The sequence below is a fragment of the Janthinobacterium svalbardense genome (assembly GCF_002327145.1).
Classification (GTDB): domain Bacteria; phylum Pseudomonadota; class Gammaproteobacteria; order Burkholderiales; family Burkholderiaceae_D; genus Janthinobacterium; species Janthinobacterium tructae.
The window spans coordinates 1,679,204-1,692,380 of the sequence record NZ_CP023422.1 but is presented as its reverse complement, the minus strand read 5'-3'; the positions used below and the strand labels follow the sequence as shown (position 1 = coordinate 1,692,380).

15 protein-coding genes are annotated in these 13,177 nt (G+C 61.9%); 9 read left to right on the top strand and 6 right to left on the bottom strand.

Going from position 1 to position 13,177, the window contains the following annotated elements:
- Positions 1–110: 110 nt before the first annotated feature.
- Complete coding sequence (locus tag CNX70_RS07340; RefSeq protein WP_244199063.1) at positions 111–1,958, top strand: sensor histidine kinase; 1,848 nt, start codon at positions 111–113, stop codon at positions 1,956–1,958.
- 188 nt (positions 1,959–2,146) lie between these two features.
- Positions 2,147–2,833: a glycine-rich domain-containing protein gene (locus CNX70_RS07335; protein WP_096234164.1), complete on the top strand. Its 687-nt coding sequence runs from the start codon at positions 2,147–2,149 to the stop codon at positions 2,831–2,833.
- Between the two features lie 81 nt (positions 2,834–2,914).
- On the opposite strand, the gene CNX70_RS07330 is transcribed toward CNX70_RS07335, so the two are convergent.
- The 4 genes from CNX70_RS07330 to CNX70_RS07315 all read right to left on the bottom strand — a co-directional run bounded on the left by CNX70_RS07330 (position 2,915) and on the right by CNX70_RS07315 (position 5,116).
- Entirely contained in the window at positions 2,915–3,154 is a 240-nt protein-coding gene (locus CNX70_RS07330) for a hypothetical protein (RefSeq protein ID WP_029496207.1), read from the bottom strand.
- Between the two features lie 242 nt (positions 3,155–3,396).
- The gene (locus tag CNX70_RS07325; RefSeq protein ID WP_096234163.1) at positions 3,397–3,666 is read right to left on the bottom strand and encodes a hypothetical protein; all 270 of its coding nucleotides are present in this window, start codon (positions 3,664–3,666) and stop codon (positions 3,397–3,399) included.
- 206 nt (positions 3,667–3,872) lie between these two features.
- Positions 3,873–4,133, bottom strand: a complete 261-nt coding sequence (locus CNX70_RS07320) for a hypothetical protein (RefSeq protein ID WP_096234162.1) — start codon at positions 4,131–4,133, stop codon at positions 3,873–3,875.
- 65 nt (positions 4,134–4,198) lie between these two features.
- Positions 4,199–5,116: an SDR family oxidoreductase gene (locus CNX70_RS07315; protein WP_096234161.1), complete on the bottom strand. Its 918-nt coding sequence runs from the start codon at positions 5,114–5,116 to the stop codon at positions 4,199–4,201.
- Between the two features lie 12 nt (positions 5,117–5,128).
- Here CNX70_RS07315 and CNX70_RS07310 point away from each other — a divergent pair, with 12 nt between their 5' ends.
- From CNX70_RS07310 to CNX70_RS07290, 6 genes are all read left to right on the top strand, one after another.
- Positions 5,129–6,154: a CDP-6-deoxy-delta-3,4-glucoseen reductase gene (locus CNX70_RS07310; protein ID WP_096234160.1), complete on the top strand. Its 1,026-nt coding sequence runs from the start codon at positions 5,129–5,131 to the stop codon at positions 6,152–6,154.
- Positions 6,155–6,224: 70 nt separating this feature from the next.
- On the top strand, positions 6,225–7,496 hold the full coding sequence (locus tag CNX70_RS07305) for an MFS transporter (protein ID WP_096234159.1): 1,272 nt from the start codon (positions 6,225–6,227) through the stop codon (positions 7,494–7,496).
- Positions 7,497–7,533: 37 nt separating this feature from the next.
- The gene (locus CNX70_RS07300; RefSeq protein WP_096234158.1) at positions 7,534–8,199 is read left to right on the top strand and encodes a DUF1345 domain-containing protein; all 666 of its coding nucleotides are present in this window, start codon (positions 7,534–7,536) and stop codon (positions 8,197–8,199) included.
- Positions 8,200–8,399: 200 nt separating this feature from the next.
- Entirely contained in the window at positions 8,400–8,777 is a 378-nt protein-coding gene (locus CNX70_RS07295; RefSeq protein ID WP_034781728.1) for an HPF/RaiA family ribosome-associated protein, read from the top strand.
- A 24-nt stretch (positions 8,778–8,801) separates the two neighbouring features.
- A complete protein-coding gene (locus tag CNX70_RS28060) occupies positions 8,802–9,038 on the top strand; it encodes a hypothetical protein (RefSeq protein WP_157750940.1) in 237 nt (78 codons plus the stop codon).
- A gap of 2 nt (positions 9,039–9,040) precedes the next feature.
- The gene (locus CNX70_RS07290; protein ID WP_096238321.1) at positions 9,041–10,006 is read left to right on the top strand and encodes a GGDEF domain-containing protein; all 966 of its coding nucleotides are present in this window, start codon (positions 9,041–9,043) and stop codon (positions 10,004–10,006) included.
- Between the two features lies 1 nt (position 10,007).
- On the opposite strand, the gene CNX70_RS07285 is transcribed toward CNX70_RS07290, so the two are convergent.
- Positions 10,008–10,622: a DUF5610 domain-containing protein gene (locus tag CNX70_RS07285; protein WP_244199062.1), complete on the bottom strand. Its 615-nt coding sequence runs from the start codon at positions 10,620–10,622 to the stop codon at positions 10,008–10,010.
- 142 nt (positions 10,623–10,764) lie between these two features.
- On the opposite strand from CNX70_RS07285, the gene sbcB reads away from it, so the two are divergent.
- On the top strand, positions 10,765–12,213 hold the full coding sequence (gene sbcB, locus CNX70_RS07280; RefSeq protein WP_096234156.1) for an exodeoxyribonuclease I: 1,449 nt from the start codon (positions 10,765–10,767) through the stop codon (positions 12,211–12,213).
- Positions 12,214–12,323: 110 nt separating this feature from the next.
- Here sbcB and pyrF read toward each other — a convergent pair whose 3' ends face one another.
- Positions 12,324–13,148 (bottom strand): orotidine-5'-phosphate decarboxylase, encoded by an 825-nt coding sequence (gene pyrF, locus CNX70_RS07275; RefSeq protein WP_096234155.1) that lies wholly within the window; start codon positions 13,146–13,148, stop codon positions 12,324–12,326.
- Positions 13,149–13,177: the final 29 nt, after the last annotated feature.

The window sequence follows — 13,177 nt, the reverse complement described above, 5'->3', positions numbered from 1 at the left end:
GTATATTAGGCAGCTATTGAGCAATTTGCAATGCCGATAGTGATTATGCAATTCAGTACAGCCTCCAGCACACAGGCGGCACCCGATTCCTCTTCCTGATGCGGATGGCGATGTCTTCTACTGCCGGCAAACACCCCTTATCTGCTGAAAGAAAACCCCTCTGGCTGCTCGGCTTCGTGATGTCGCTGATGGCGGGCCTGCTGTTCTACATGGCCGCCTCGCTATCGATCGAAAACGATGCCAGCGAGCTGTTCAACAATCTGGCACGCAATACCCAGAAAAACATCACATCGCGCCTCAAGTCGTATGCCAACCTGCTGCGCGGCACGGCCAGCCTGTTCCACGCGAATGAACACGTGAGCCGCGAGCAATTTCACCGCTACGTGGCGAACCTCACCTTGCAACAGAACTACCCGGGCGTGATGAATCTCAATTACAGCCAGGAACTCGACGAGTCGCAGCGCGCCGCCTTCGAAGCGGCCATGCAGCGCGACTATCCGCGCGGGCGCGACGGCTATCCGGCGTTTGCCATCCATCCGCCCGGTCCGCGCCCCCGTTATTCCGTACTGGTGTACATTGAGCCGATTGCCAGCGCCCCGGAAAAGTATGGCTATGACATCGCTGCGCGGCCCCTGATCGCCGAAGCACTGGAACAGTCGCGCGATACCGGGCAGCTCAGCAATTCCGGCGTGCCCGTGCCGATGGATGGCCGGCCGCAGCTGACGGGCATGGCCATGCGCCTGCCCGTGTACCGCTACCGCATGCCGACCGATACGCTGGAGCAAAGGCGCGCGGCTTACCAGGGCTCCGTCGGCATCGGCTACGACCTGGTGGCGATGATGCGCAGCGCGCTGGCCGACATGCCGGTACGCAATGTCCGCCTGACCCTGTTCGATATCGGCCAGCAGGCGCTTGAACAGCCGGACTTGCCGCACGATATGCGCCCCATCTTCGACAGCACGACGGCGGGCATGCATGCGCCATGGTGGCTGCCCGGCAACTCGGGCCGCTACCTGAGCAGCACAATGCTGATCGAACACAATGGCCGCGTCTGGCAAGCGCTGTTCAGCGTGCGCAAGAGCGACCTGTACACGCGCTTCGACGCCTTCCTGCCGTGGCTGGCCCTGCTGACCGGTTTTGCCAGCACCATGCTGCTGTACATGCTGTTCCACACCCTGGCGTCGTCGCGCCGGCGCGCCATCCAGATGGCGACGGGCATGACGGAGGAATTGCGCGCCAGCCAGATCCGCCTGCAGCTGTCGCACCAGAAACTGCGCCGACTGGCAGCCCACGCCGACCGGATCAAGGAAGAGGAGCGCAAGCGCATCGCGCGCGAAATCCACGACGACCTGGGACAGAACCTGCTGGTGCTGCGCATCGATGCCGACATGCTGGCCTCGCGTACGCAGCGCCGCCATCCGCGCCTGAACGCCCGCGCCCGCTCAACCCTGGAGCAGATCGACGCCACGATCAAAAGCGTGCGGCATATCATCAACGACTTGCGTCCCACCGTGCTGGACTTGGGCGTGAATGCGGCCGTCGAATGGCAGGTGGCGCAATTTCGCCAGCGCACCGGCATCGCCTGCGAAGTCAGCGAAAGCCATGACGACATTTGCCTCAGCGATCAATGCGCCACGGCCCTGTTCCGCATCCTGCAAGAGTCACTCAGCAATATTTCCCAGCATGCGAATGCCAGCCGCGTGCAAGTCAAGCTGGAAAAGTGCCGCGACACCGTGTCGATGAGCGTCAGCGACAACGGCGTGGGCGCGGCCATCGACGGACGCAACAAGCTGGGCTCGTTTGGCCTGGTGGGCATCGAGGAGCGCATCAAGCTACTGGGTGGCACCTTCTACATCGAAAGCAGCCCCGGCGCAGGCATGCGCGTGCATGTCAGCGTGCCGCTGGGTGCGGACGCCACGGCATTTCCCTACCAGGAAGACAGCCGGGCCAGCACCTGACAGGCACGTCCCGCATGAAACAAGCTCAGCTTGCGTATTTTGCAATTAGATGCAATATTGATGTAGAACAACTCAGCACCTGCCCGCCATGGGCCAGGCATTCCTCAACTATTTATCAGGAGTACACACCCACCACTCTCCCTTGTTGCACTGTATTTCCCACAACGCTCTTTACCACAAGGACATTCATGGATACGAACGACAGTTTCAAGGCAATTGCCGATTTGAATTTGGACGCGATCAAAGTCAAGCTGATGCACCGGGAGTCAGGCGAAGGATGGAGCCTGGAGAAGGCCAATGCGGTGGAGTTCGAGTACCGGCGCTTTCTGATCCTGATGAAACAGTTTCCGCAAGAAGAAACAGCGCCGCTGATGGATGTCGATACCTTCTGGCACTACCACATCCTCGACACCCTGAAATATGCGGCGGACTGCGAACAGGTCTTCGGCTACTTCCTGCATCACTTTCCGTACATCGGCCTGCGCGGCGAAGACGACGAAGCGGCGCACCAGCGCGTGGGCGAGCGCATGAAGCAGCTGTATGAGCAAACGTTCGGGGAAGATTATATCCGCGCAAAAACGGCGTATTCGGGACGGGCCGTGCAGGCGGCGTATTCGGGACGGGCTGTACAAACAGCGTTTTCCAGTGCCGCAGTACAGGCGACAGCGTACTCGGGCCGGGCCGTGCAAACGGCGTTTTCCAGCGCAGCGGTGCAGGCGACAGCGTATTCGGGCCGCGCGACGGGGGCTGCCAACACCGCATTTTCCAGCGCGCCCGCGACACTGGCCGCCGCAGTGGTCAAGTCGTCCGCGACCGGCCTGGAAATGGGGCGTTTCTATGTTGATCGTCCGGTGTTGAACAGCGAACCGCAATAGCAAAAACAGATGTGGCTGCCGCACGCGGCAAGCCTGACTTACCCAGACGGCACCTCTCAGTTTGCCGTCTGTCAGGCGCTCTTAGGCAGCCATCAACTCGCGCAGTTCACGAATGCTGAAATCGCTGATTTCATGCATGCGGATGAGGATCGTGGCGCCGATCGGCAAGGTGTTGTGACGAATCTTGCTGATGACCGGTGGCGCCACTTCCAGCGCGCGCGACAGGGCGGCATCGTTTTTCAGTTGCAGCTTGTCGATGATCGCATCGAGGACGCGATTCGGGTTGTAGGTAGGCAAAGAGGTAATTTGTTTGAGAGACATGATCAAAAATCCGTACTTGTTGTATTAGTGCACAAAGAAACCGAATGTCTCTTCTGCAATAATTCAGGGTAAACACACTAAAAAGCGCCATCACTTATGCGGCCTTTACGCCACAAACAATATAATACACGCTATTGTTGATTTTTGCGTAACTTAAAGCAAAATTGTGATAATTGAAGAGAATTGACGCACTTGGAATGTGCTAGAGGATAACTCAAATCGGGAAAATTTGCTGCACGTCATCAATTTTTACGATGAGCAACACCGCCGTGCATCAGCCAGGCTATGGCCATGAGGGTGCCCAGGCGGGCCATGTCGGCGGATAAATGCCAGCCTTGCGCGGCCAGGCCGGCCGGGGTGGCCGGAAGGCAAATGCCGGGGAAGGCGTCCACGCGGCACCAGGCCAGTTGCCGGCGAATTTCATCGGGTGGCGGTGGCGGCTGCAACGCATGTTCGCGGCCGCGCATATAGGCACGCACCTGTTCCTTGCTGGGGTGACTCGTAGCTCGCATGGATCGCTCCTGCTGACGGGAAACAACGTCACGCTAATTGTAGATGCCGAGCCCGCCACAACCAGCCAGGCCGCGTGACGACATTGCTCAGCATATCGCCAGTTCGCCATGCTGCCCTTGCGTTGCATCAAATGGCCAGGCCCCGGCATTGCGCCGCAGCCCACACTGCGCCATGCTCCAGCGGCCTGGCGGCCGATGGCTGGAGCTTATTTCTTTTGCTGGCGCACGCGCTGTTGCTGTTTTTCCTGCGTTTGCTGGCGATTCTGCTTGCGCTCAAACAGGGTGACCGCATCTTTCTTGGCTTGCTCGGCGGTACGCATTTCCTCATGCGCATCGTGCGGAACAAAAAATTCGGCATCCTGCGCCGCCACGACCAGCTTGATGGCGGCGTCGTCGTCGAGGTCATACAGTTCTGTCAGGACGGTGGTGACCTCGTCCAGGTATTCTTCGTAAGTGAGGGTGGTCATGCTGTAGTCCTTAAGTGAATGGCGCTGCGCACCGGCCCGGCAAAGTGCGCAGATAACCGGCCATTTTACCCGATGCCGGCCGTATCGGCAGACAGCGACTGCAAGGCATCGGCCACGCGCGCGTAGCGCAGGCGCACGCCCAGCTCGCGCTTGAGGCGCGTATTGTGCAGGCGGCGCGATTCGGACATGAACGACAGCAGCATCGGCGTGACCACTTGCCGCAGCTCGGCACGCGGCAGGCGCGGCGGGCGCGGCAGGCCAAACGTATCGGCCACGGCATCGAAATATTCCGCCATCTTGAGTTCGCTGTCATCGCTGGCGTGATACACGCGTCCCGGCTTGCCGCGCCACAAGGCCCGTTCGATGATGCGCGCCAAATCATCGGCATGGATATGGTTGGTGTACACATCGTCGCCCGCGGCCAGGGCCGGCGTGCCTTCGCGCAGGCGCTTCAGGGGCAGGCGGTCGGGCGCATAAATGCCGGGCACGCGCAGGATGGCCACGCTGGCGCCACAGCGCGCGCCCCAGGCACGCAAAACCTGTTCCGCATCCACGCGCCGCTTCGCGCGCGCATTGCCCGGCGCCGTCGGGCGCGTCTCATCGACCCAGGCGCCGCCGCAATCGCCATACACGCCGCTGGTACTCACATACACCAGGCGTGCATGCTCGGGTAAAATGGCGGCCAGATTGCGCGTGCGCCGGTCCAGCAAGCCCGACGACAGGGGCGGCGCCAGGTGCACGATCATCGTCGCCAGTCCCGCCAGCCGCTTCAGGCTGGCGCGGTCGTCGAGGTTGGCCACGATGGGCACGGCGCCGGCCGCCCGCAGTTGCGCGCAACGCGCCGGCTGGCTGGTGACGGCAAAGACGCGAAAGCGCGCGCGCAGCAGGGGCAGCAGACGCATGCCGACGTCGCCGCAGCCCAGGATCAGCAAGCGCGGCAAGCCCACCGGCTTGCGCAAAGAGTGCATTAACATATTTTTCATCTCAAGGATTGTATGACTTTTCAAATTACTGTTCAGCCCAGCGGCCACCAATTCAGCTGTGAAGCGGACGAAACCGTCCTGTCGGCAGCGATCCGCGCCGGCGTGGGCTTGCCGTATAGCTGCAAGAGCGGCGCCTGCAGCTCCTGCAAAGGCAAGATCGTGTCCGGCAGCGTACAGCATAAGCCATACCAGGCCCGCTCCCTGACGGAAGATGAAGCGGCCGCTGGCTACTCGCTGCTGTGCTGCGCCGTGCCGCAGGGCGACCTGGTGGTGCAGGCGCGCGAAGTGGCGGGCAGCAGCGACTACCCGATCAAGAAAATGCCGTCGCGCGTGACCACGATTGAAAAAGTCGCGCCCGACGTCGTCGTGCTGACCCTGCAATTGCCGGCCAGCGAGCGCCTGCACTACCGCGCCGGACAGTATATCGAAATCATGCTGCGCGATAACAAACGCCGCAGCTACAGCATGGCCAGCGCGCCCGTCGACGGCGGCCCCGTGAGCCTGCACATCCGCCACATGCCGGGCGGCCTGTTCACCGACCAGGTATTTGGCAGCATGAAGGAGCGCGACATCCTGCGCTTCGAAGGCCCGATGGGCACCTTCTTCCTGCGCGAAGATTCCGACAAGCCCGTCGTGCTGCTGGCCTCGGGCACGGGCTTTGCCCCCTTGAAAGCCATCGTCGAGCACATGATCAACGAGCAATCGCCGCGCCCGATCACCCTGTACTGGGGCGCGCGCCGGCCGCACGACCTGTACATGGATGCGCTGTGCCGCCAGTGGGCCGCCGACTTGCCGCAGTTCACCTATGTGCCCGTCGTCTCGGAAGCCTTGCCGGAAGACGCCTGGAGCGGCCGCACGGGCTTCGTGCACCAGGCCGTCATGGCCGACCTGCCCGACATGTCCGCGTACCAGGTGTATGCCTGCGGCGCACCGATCGTCGTCGAGTCGGCCAACCGCGATTTCGTACAATTGTGTCAACTTCCAGCCGACGAGTTCTACGCGGACGCCTTCACCACGGAAGCCGACCTGGCCAAGTAAGCATCCAGACAGCGGGGGGCTGCTGGCGCGGCATCCGCTGCCCCCCTCCCCGCTGCCCCCTGGAAATGTCATGTCCCTCGCGTCCGCCGGCAACGGCTTCAGTATCCTGCGTCACCGCAATTTCGCTTGTTACCTGTCCGCCCGCGTGCTGGGCACCGTGGCCGTGCAGATGCAAAGCGTGGCCATCGGCTGGCAGGTATACCAGATCACGGGCAGCCTGTTCGACCTGGGCTTGATCGGCCTGGCGCAGTTCGCGCCCTTCCTGGTATTGATTTTGCCGGCCGGCCACGTGGCCGACCGCTACAACCGCCGCAACATCATCGCCTGGTGCCTGGCGGCGCAGCTCGCTTGCGCGCTGGCCTTGCTGGCGTTTACGTTAAGCAACATTTCCATCGTCTGGCCCGTGTTTGCCGTGCTGGTGCTGTTCGGCAGCGCGCGCGCCTTCATGATGCCAGCCACGCAAGCCGTGCTGGTCAACATGGTGCCCACGCAACACTTCAGCCGCGCCGTCGCGCTCAGCTCGTCGAGCTCGCACGTCGCCATCATCCTGGGGCCCACCGTGGGCGGTCTGCTGTATTACTTCGGCCCCAAGGTGGTGTATTTGATCTCGTCCGCGCTGCTGGTGCTGTCCGTCCTGCTGATGCGCGCCACCACGCCGGCGCCGCAAGTGGTGCAGCGCGCCCCAGTGAGCTGGCATACCCTGCTCGAAGGCTTGCGCTTCGTCTGGTCGAAACCCATCGTGCTGGGCGCCATTTCGCTCGACCTGTTTGCCGTGCTGTTCGGCGGCGCGACGGCCCTGCTGCCGGCGCTCGCGCACGACGTGCTGCATATCGGCCCCAGCGGCCTGGGCCTGCTGCGCACGGCGCCGGGCGCCGGCGCCGCCCTGTGCTCGATCGCGCTGGCCATCTTCCCCATCACGCGCCGCGTGGGCGCGTGGATGTTCGGCGGCGTGGCCGTCTTCGGCCTGGGCACCCTGGTGCTGGGCAGCACCAGCTATTTCCCGCTGGCGCTGGCGGCGCTGTTCCTGATGGGTGCCGGCGACATGGTCAGCGTCTACATCCGCCACCTGCTGGTGCAGTTCGAGACGCCCGACGAGATCCGTGGCCGGGTCAGCGCCGTGAATGCCGTCTTCATCGGCGCCTCGAACGAACTGGGCGAATTCGAATCGGGCTTGACGGCCGGCTGGTTCGGCCTGGTGCGCGCCGTGCTCTTCGGCGGCGCCGCCACCCTGGCCGTGACGGGCGTGTGGGCCGTGCTGTTCCCCGTGCTGTCGCGCATGGACCGCTTCCCCCACCACGAGAAGGAAACGGCCGCCATAACGGCCACCGCAAGCGCAAGCTAAGAGCTAAGATGCGCTATTACCACTGCGAACTCGCACCATGAAAATCACGCTTCCCTTGCACAGCTTCATCCGCAGCCGCCCCCACCTGAGCATGGCCACGGCCATCGGCGTGGCGGCCGGCCTGCTGCTGCCCTCGTCCTGGCAAGAGATGACGCGTTTGCTGACGGCGTGGAATGTTGCCGTCTGGTTCTACCTGGCGACGATGGCCTGGATGATGATGCGCGCCAACCATCACAAGGTGAAGGTGATGGCCGCGCGCCAGGATGAGCGGGCCGCCACGGTCCTGTCGGCCCTGTCCGTCGCATCCGTAATGAGCCTGGTGGCCATCGTCTCGCAGCTGTCTTCGATGAAAGACATGGCGCCGGACGAGCGCGCGCTGCACTACGGCTTGACGATCCTCACCCTGGTCGGTTCCTGGTTTCTCGTCGGCACCCTGTTCTGCTTTCATTATGCCCACCTGTATTACCAGGCCGACCCCGCGCTACGCCCCCTGAAGTTTCCCGACGACGAGCAAAACCCCGATTACTGGGATTTTCTGTATTTCGCCTTCACCATCGCCGTGGCCGTGCAAACGTCGGATGTCTGCGTGCAGACGCGCCTGATGCGGCAGATCGTGCTGGGGCAATCCGTGCTGAGCTTTTTCTTCAACCTGGTCGTGCTGGGCCTGTCGATCAATATTGCCGCCGGCCTCATCAATGGATAAAGCTGACTCGGCTTGAAAAGATTCTGCGAGGAAACTTGACCTGGCTGTAGGGTTAAGCTCATCTTAATCGTGCGCACCCTCTTGAAATACCAGAAAGAGGAGTAAGATAAGTTCCATGCACAGAGGTCATGTGCATGAGGCAGCAACCAGGCCGCAGCACGCCTGAGATGGGTTTTTTTTGAATTGACAGGAGTAAGCATATGCAAATCAATATTCATACCGACAGCACCATCGCCAACACCGCTGGACTGAACGAACATGTGCAATCCGTACTTGAAAGCGCACTGAACCGCTTCCGCGACAACCTGACCCGCATCGAAGTCCACATCAGCGACACGAATGGCCCGAAAGGCGGCGCCGACGATATCCGCTGCGTCATGGAAGCACGCGTTGCTGGCTATCAACCGATTGCCGTGACCGAACAGAACGCCACCGTGCATCAATCCGTTGCCGGCGCCACTGACAAACTGAAACGCGCCATCGATAGTGCCCTGGGCCGCCTGCAAGACAGCAAGCGCCACGCCACCGGCAAGAATGCCGTGATCGATACGGCTGAAGCGGAAGAAACCGCCGAGTAACTCCCCAAACTGCAGCACTCTTCAGTGACCAAGGCAGCCGTTCAAGGCTGCCTTTGCACATCCGCCCCGCCTTTCGCGCTCTGCAACAAGAATGCCAAAACCGGCAGCATTCCAGCGCATGGACGCGAGAATGAAATAATTGTCGTATTTCCCACAGTAAGTGACATCAAGCAAGCCTTTGCCGTTACAGCCAAGGCCGCTTTACGCTATCATGAAGATACCGGTCCTCTGCTCGCGCGCACCGGCTTTTTGAAAGTATGATTGTGGAACAGATCGGCAACTTCGGCGCTTCAGGCTGCAACATCGGCGATTTACAGCTATTTAGCGATGCTGCGGACAGCCAGACGGCCGCCATGCTGGCGCCCTGCCCCGTCATGCGCCTCGAAGCGGGCGAAGCCATTGCCGACAGCCAGGGCACCAGCCTGTACATCGTCCTGCGCGGCTCGCTGGCCGTCGCGGCCGACACCCACACGGGCATGGATGACGGCACCGTCAGCAAGGTCTTGCCCGGCGAAAGCGTGGGCGAACAATCGGTGCTCGATGAAGCGAGCAACCTGGCCGCCATTTCCGCCCTGGAAGAAACCGATTTGCTGGTGATCGACGCGGCCGTCGTCTGGGAATTGATCGAACAATCGAACGGCCTGGCGCGCAACCTGCTGCGCTTGCTGTCCTTCCGCATCCGCGCCGCCAATGCCCTGCTGCGCCGGCGCCAGAAACTGGGCGAATTCTACCGCCAGCTGTCGATGGTCGACAGCCTGACGGGCCTGTACAACCGCGCCTGGCTGACCGACTTACTGCCGAACATGATCATCACCGCCCACGCCAGCGGCTCGCCGCTATCGCTGGTGATGATAGACCTCGACCATTTCAAGCGTTTCAACGACACGCACGGCCACCAGGCGGGCGACCAGGCGCTGCGCATCGCCGCGCAAGTGCTGGGTGCAGCCCTGCGGCCGACGGATTTTGCCGTGCGCTATGGTGGCGAGGAAATGATCGTGATCTTGCCCGATACCAACGAACACGTGGCCCTGCGGGTGGCCGAGCGCCTGTGCGAGCGCATGCAGCACGCCATCATCTTCGCCGACATGCGCAGCGCGCTGCCGCATATCACGGGCTCCTTCGGCGTGGCCAGCCTGGCGGCCGAACAGGACGATGAAGCGCTGATCGCGGCCGCCGACGCGGCGCTCTACCGGGCAAAAGCCTCAGGCCGCAACAGGGTCATGCTGTAGCTCAGGCAGCCTTGCTGTCGGCCGGCTTGGCCGCATCATCCTTCTTGCTGCTGTGCGCGGCGATGAAATCCGCGTAGCCCTTCTGCACCAGCTCGTACGTCTTGTCGATATTGCCGGCGATATCGCCATTCAGCACTTTCAAGCCGTCCAGGATGTCGCGCGCTTCCTTGAAGCCTTTTTCCATGCCGCCGCTGATGGTGTCCATGAACTTGCTCAGAGCCGCATCGTCGTCCATGCCGGGATTCTGTTTTTTGAACGCGTCAAAAAAACCCGTCGACAGCGACACGATGCGGCTTGCCGTCGCTTCGGCGCTATTGTCTTGCGAGGCCGCGTTCTGGATCGCATCGTCGCCGTACTGGCCCTTCAGCGCTTCATTGATATTCGTGATGGCCGTCTTGTACAGCAGCGCCAGCGGCTCGTTTTCCGAACCGAGCGAGACATTCAGCGACGCCTGGATGATGGAGGCGTTCAACTGCAGCTTGCTGCGCTCGTTCACGCTCATTTCAGTGTTGACGCCGTCCTTTTTCTGGACTTTATCGTCCTTGCCGGCAACGCCCGTACTGACGGAAGTCACGGAAGGGGTGGAATTGCCGCTTGCGGCGATGGGAATTGACACGATAGACCTCCTTGAACGGACAATGTATGCCACCATGCGGGAAACGCCGTGATGACCATCCTCTCGTGTAGTATCGGCAGGTTTTCAGAAAACTGAAGCGGCCCGGACAATTAAGATAACAATTAAGCAAGCAACGACATCAATGACTAACCAGACATTTCTTTGGCACGACTACGAAACCTTTGGCGCCCAGCCGCGCCGCGACCGCCCGGCCCAGTTCGCAGCCATCCGCACGGATGCCGAACTCAACGAGATCGGCGAGCCGATCATGCTGTATTGCCAGCCTGCCAATGATTTCCTACCCGATCCGCAAGCGTGCCTGATCACGGGCATCACGCCGCAGCAATGCTTGCAACTGGGCGTGCCCGAGCACCAGTTCGCCGCCACCATCGAAGCGGCTTTTTCGGAACCGGGCACCATCGGCGTGGGCTACAACACCATCCGTTTCGACGATGAAGTCACGCGTTTCCTGTTCTGGCGCAACCTGATCGACCCGTATGCGCGCGAATGGAAGAACCATTGCGGCCGCTGGGACATCCTCGACGTGGTGCGCATGACGCACGCGCTGCGCCCGGAAGGCATGCAATGGCCGAAGCGCGACGATGGCCAGACCAGTTTTAAACTGGAACACTTGAGCAAGGCCAATGGCCTGCTGCACGAAGCGGCGCACGATGCGCTGTCCGACGTGCGCGCCACCATCGCCCTGGCCCGCCTGATCCGCGAAAAACAGCCGAAACTGTTCGAATTCTGCCTGGCCCTGCACAAGAAGGACAGGGTCGCCAGTGAAATGGGCATGCACCTGGCCTCCGCCGAGCGCCAGCCTTTCCTGCACGTGTCCGGCATGTTCCCCGCCGAACGGGGCTGCCTGGGCGTCGTCTGGCCGCTGGCCACGCACCCGAGCAACAAAAATGAAATCCTCGTCTGGGATTGCGCCTACGACCCGCGCGAACTGTTCAGCCTGGACGCCGACACCATCCGCACGCGCCTGTTTACGCGCAAGGAAGCCATGCCGGAAGGCATGACGCGCCTGCCGGTGAAAAGCGTACATTTGAACAAATCGCCCATGCTGGTCGGCAATTTAAAGACCCTGTCGCCGGCCATGGCCACGCAATGGGGCATCGACATGGATGCGGCGAAGGTCAACGCCCAGCTGGCCGCCACGGCGCCGAACATGGATGCGATCTGGGCCGAAGTGTTCCAGCGCCCGGGCGCGAACGTGGCGCTGGACGTGGATGAGGATTTGTACAACGGTTTCGTCAGCAACGACGACCGCCGCCTGCTCGAATCCTTGCGCCGCGACACGCCGGCCAAGCTGGCCACGGCTCGCCCTTCGTTTGCCGACGAACGCTTGCAGGAATTGCTGTTCCGCTACCGCGCCCGCAATTTCCCGCAAACCCTGAGCGAAGCGGAAAACCTGCGCTGGGAACAGCACCGCGCCGCCCGCCTGTTCGACGGCGACGGCGGTGCCCGCACCATCGAAATGCTGTTTACGGAAATCGACGTGCTGTCGGAATCGGTCGATGAGCGGGGCGAGGAAATTCTCGGTGAACTGTACGATTACGCGGAGATGGTGGCGCCCATGCGCGACTGAAACCCAAGACAGCCGTAGGTCGGAATAGCGGGGCAAAGCCCCGCGTAATCCGACAACATTGTTGACGTTACCGGTGTTGTCGGATTACGCGGCTACGCCGCTAATCCGACCTACGCTGCGCGGTGTTGATTGATCGCATCGCGCGTTTCAATCGCCACGCGGCGCGCCGCATCGGCGAAGTCTTCGCCCGCTTGCGGCGTGGCGTAGATGATGGCGCGCGACGAGCTGATCATCATGCCCATGCCGTTCGCCGTCTGGCCCGCGCCGACGGTCGCGGCAATATCTCCGCCCTGGGCGCCGATGCCGGGCACCAGCAGCGGCATGTCGCCGACGATGGCGCGCACTTGCGCCAGTTCTTCAGGGAAGGTGGCGCCGACGACGAGTGCGCACTGGCCATTCTTGTTCCATTTCTCGGCCACCAGGCGCGCCACGCGCTGGTACAGGGGCACGCCGTCCGTGTCGAGGAATTGCAGGTCCGAGCCGCCCGGGTTCGAGGTGCGGCACAGGATGATCACGCCGCGGTCTTTCCACGCCAGGAAAGGGTCGAGTGTATCCTCGCCCATGTAGGGGTTGACGGTGACGGCGTCGGCGCCATAGCGCTCGAACGCTTCGCGCGCGTATTGCGTCGCTGTGGCGCCGATGTCGCCCCGTTTCGCGTCGAGGATCAGCGGGATGTGCGGGTAATGTTCGCGCACGTAGCGGCAGATGTCTTCCAGCTGTTTTTCCGCGCCCAGCGCGCCGAAATACGCGATCTGCGGCTTGAAGGCGCAGGCCAGGTCGGCCGTGGCGTCGATGATGCGCGTGCAAAAGGTGGTGATTCCATCGGGCAGATCGCGCAGTTCGGCCGGCAGTTTCGCCAGGTCCGGGTCCAGTCCCACGCACAGCAGGGAATTATTGGCCGTCCATGCGGCGGATAATTTATTGATGAAATTCACGGCACACCTCTATATTCAGTTGCAAACCC

What these genes read in the sequence shown, in the direction of transcription:
- CNX70_RS07340 (WP_244199063.1), top strand. Translation starts at nt 111, where the DNA reads ATGTCTTCTACTGCCGGCAAACACCCCTTATCTGCTGAAAGAAAACCC.
- CNX70_RS07335 (WP_096234164.1), top strand. Translation starts at nt 2,147, where the DNA reads ATGGATACGAACGACAGTTTCAAGGCAATTGCCGATTTGAATTTGGAC.
- CNX70_RS07330 (WP_029496207.1), bottom strand. Translation starts at nt 3,154, where the DNA reads ATGTCTCTCAAACAAATTACCTCTTTGCCTACCTACAACCCGAATCGC.
- CNX70_RS07325 (WP_096234163.1), bottom strand. Translation starts at nt 3,666, where the DNA reads ATGCGAGCTACGAGTCACCCCAGCAAGGAACAGGTGCGTGCCTATATG.
- CNX70_RS07320 (WP_096234162.1), bottom strand. Translation starts at nt 4,133, where the DNA reads ATGACCACCCTCACTTACGAAGAATACCTGGACGAGGTCACCACCGTC.
- CNX70_RS07315 (WP_096234161.1), bottom strand. Translation starts at nt 5,116, where the DNA reads ATGAAAAATATGTTAATGCACTCTTTGCGCAAGCCGGTGGGCTTGCCG.
- CNX70_RS07310 (WP_096234160.1), top strand. Translation starts at nt 5,129, where the DNA reads ATGACTTTTCAAATTACTGTTCAGCCCAGCGGCCACCAATTCAGCTGT.
- CNX70_RS07305 (WP_096234159.1), top strand. Translation starts at nt 6,225, where the DNA reads ATGTCCCTCGCGTCCGCCGGCAACGGCTTCAGTATCCTGCGTCACCGC.
- CNX70_RS07300 (WP_096234158.1), top strand. Translation starts at nt 7,534, where the DNA reads ATGAAAATCACGCTTCCCTTGCACAGCTTCATCCGCAGCCGCCCCCAC.
- CNX70_RS07295 (WP_034781728.1), top strand. Translation starts at nt 8,400, where the DNA reads ATGCAAATCAATATTCATACCGACAGCACCATCGCCAACACCGCTGGA.
- sbcB (WP_096234156.1), top strand. Translation starts at nt 10,765, where the DNA reads ATGACTAACCAGACATTTCTTTGGCACGACTACGAAACCTTTGGCGCC.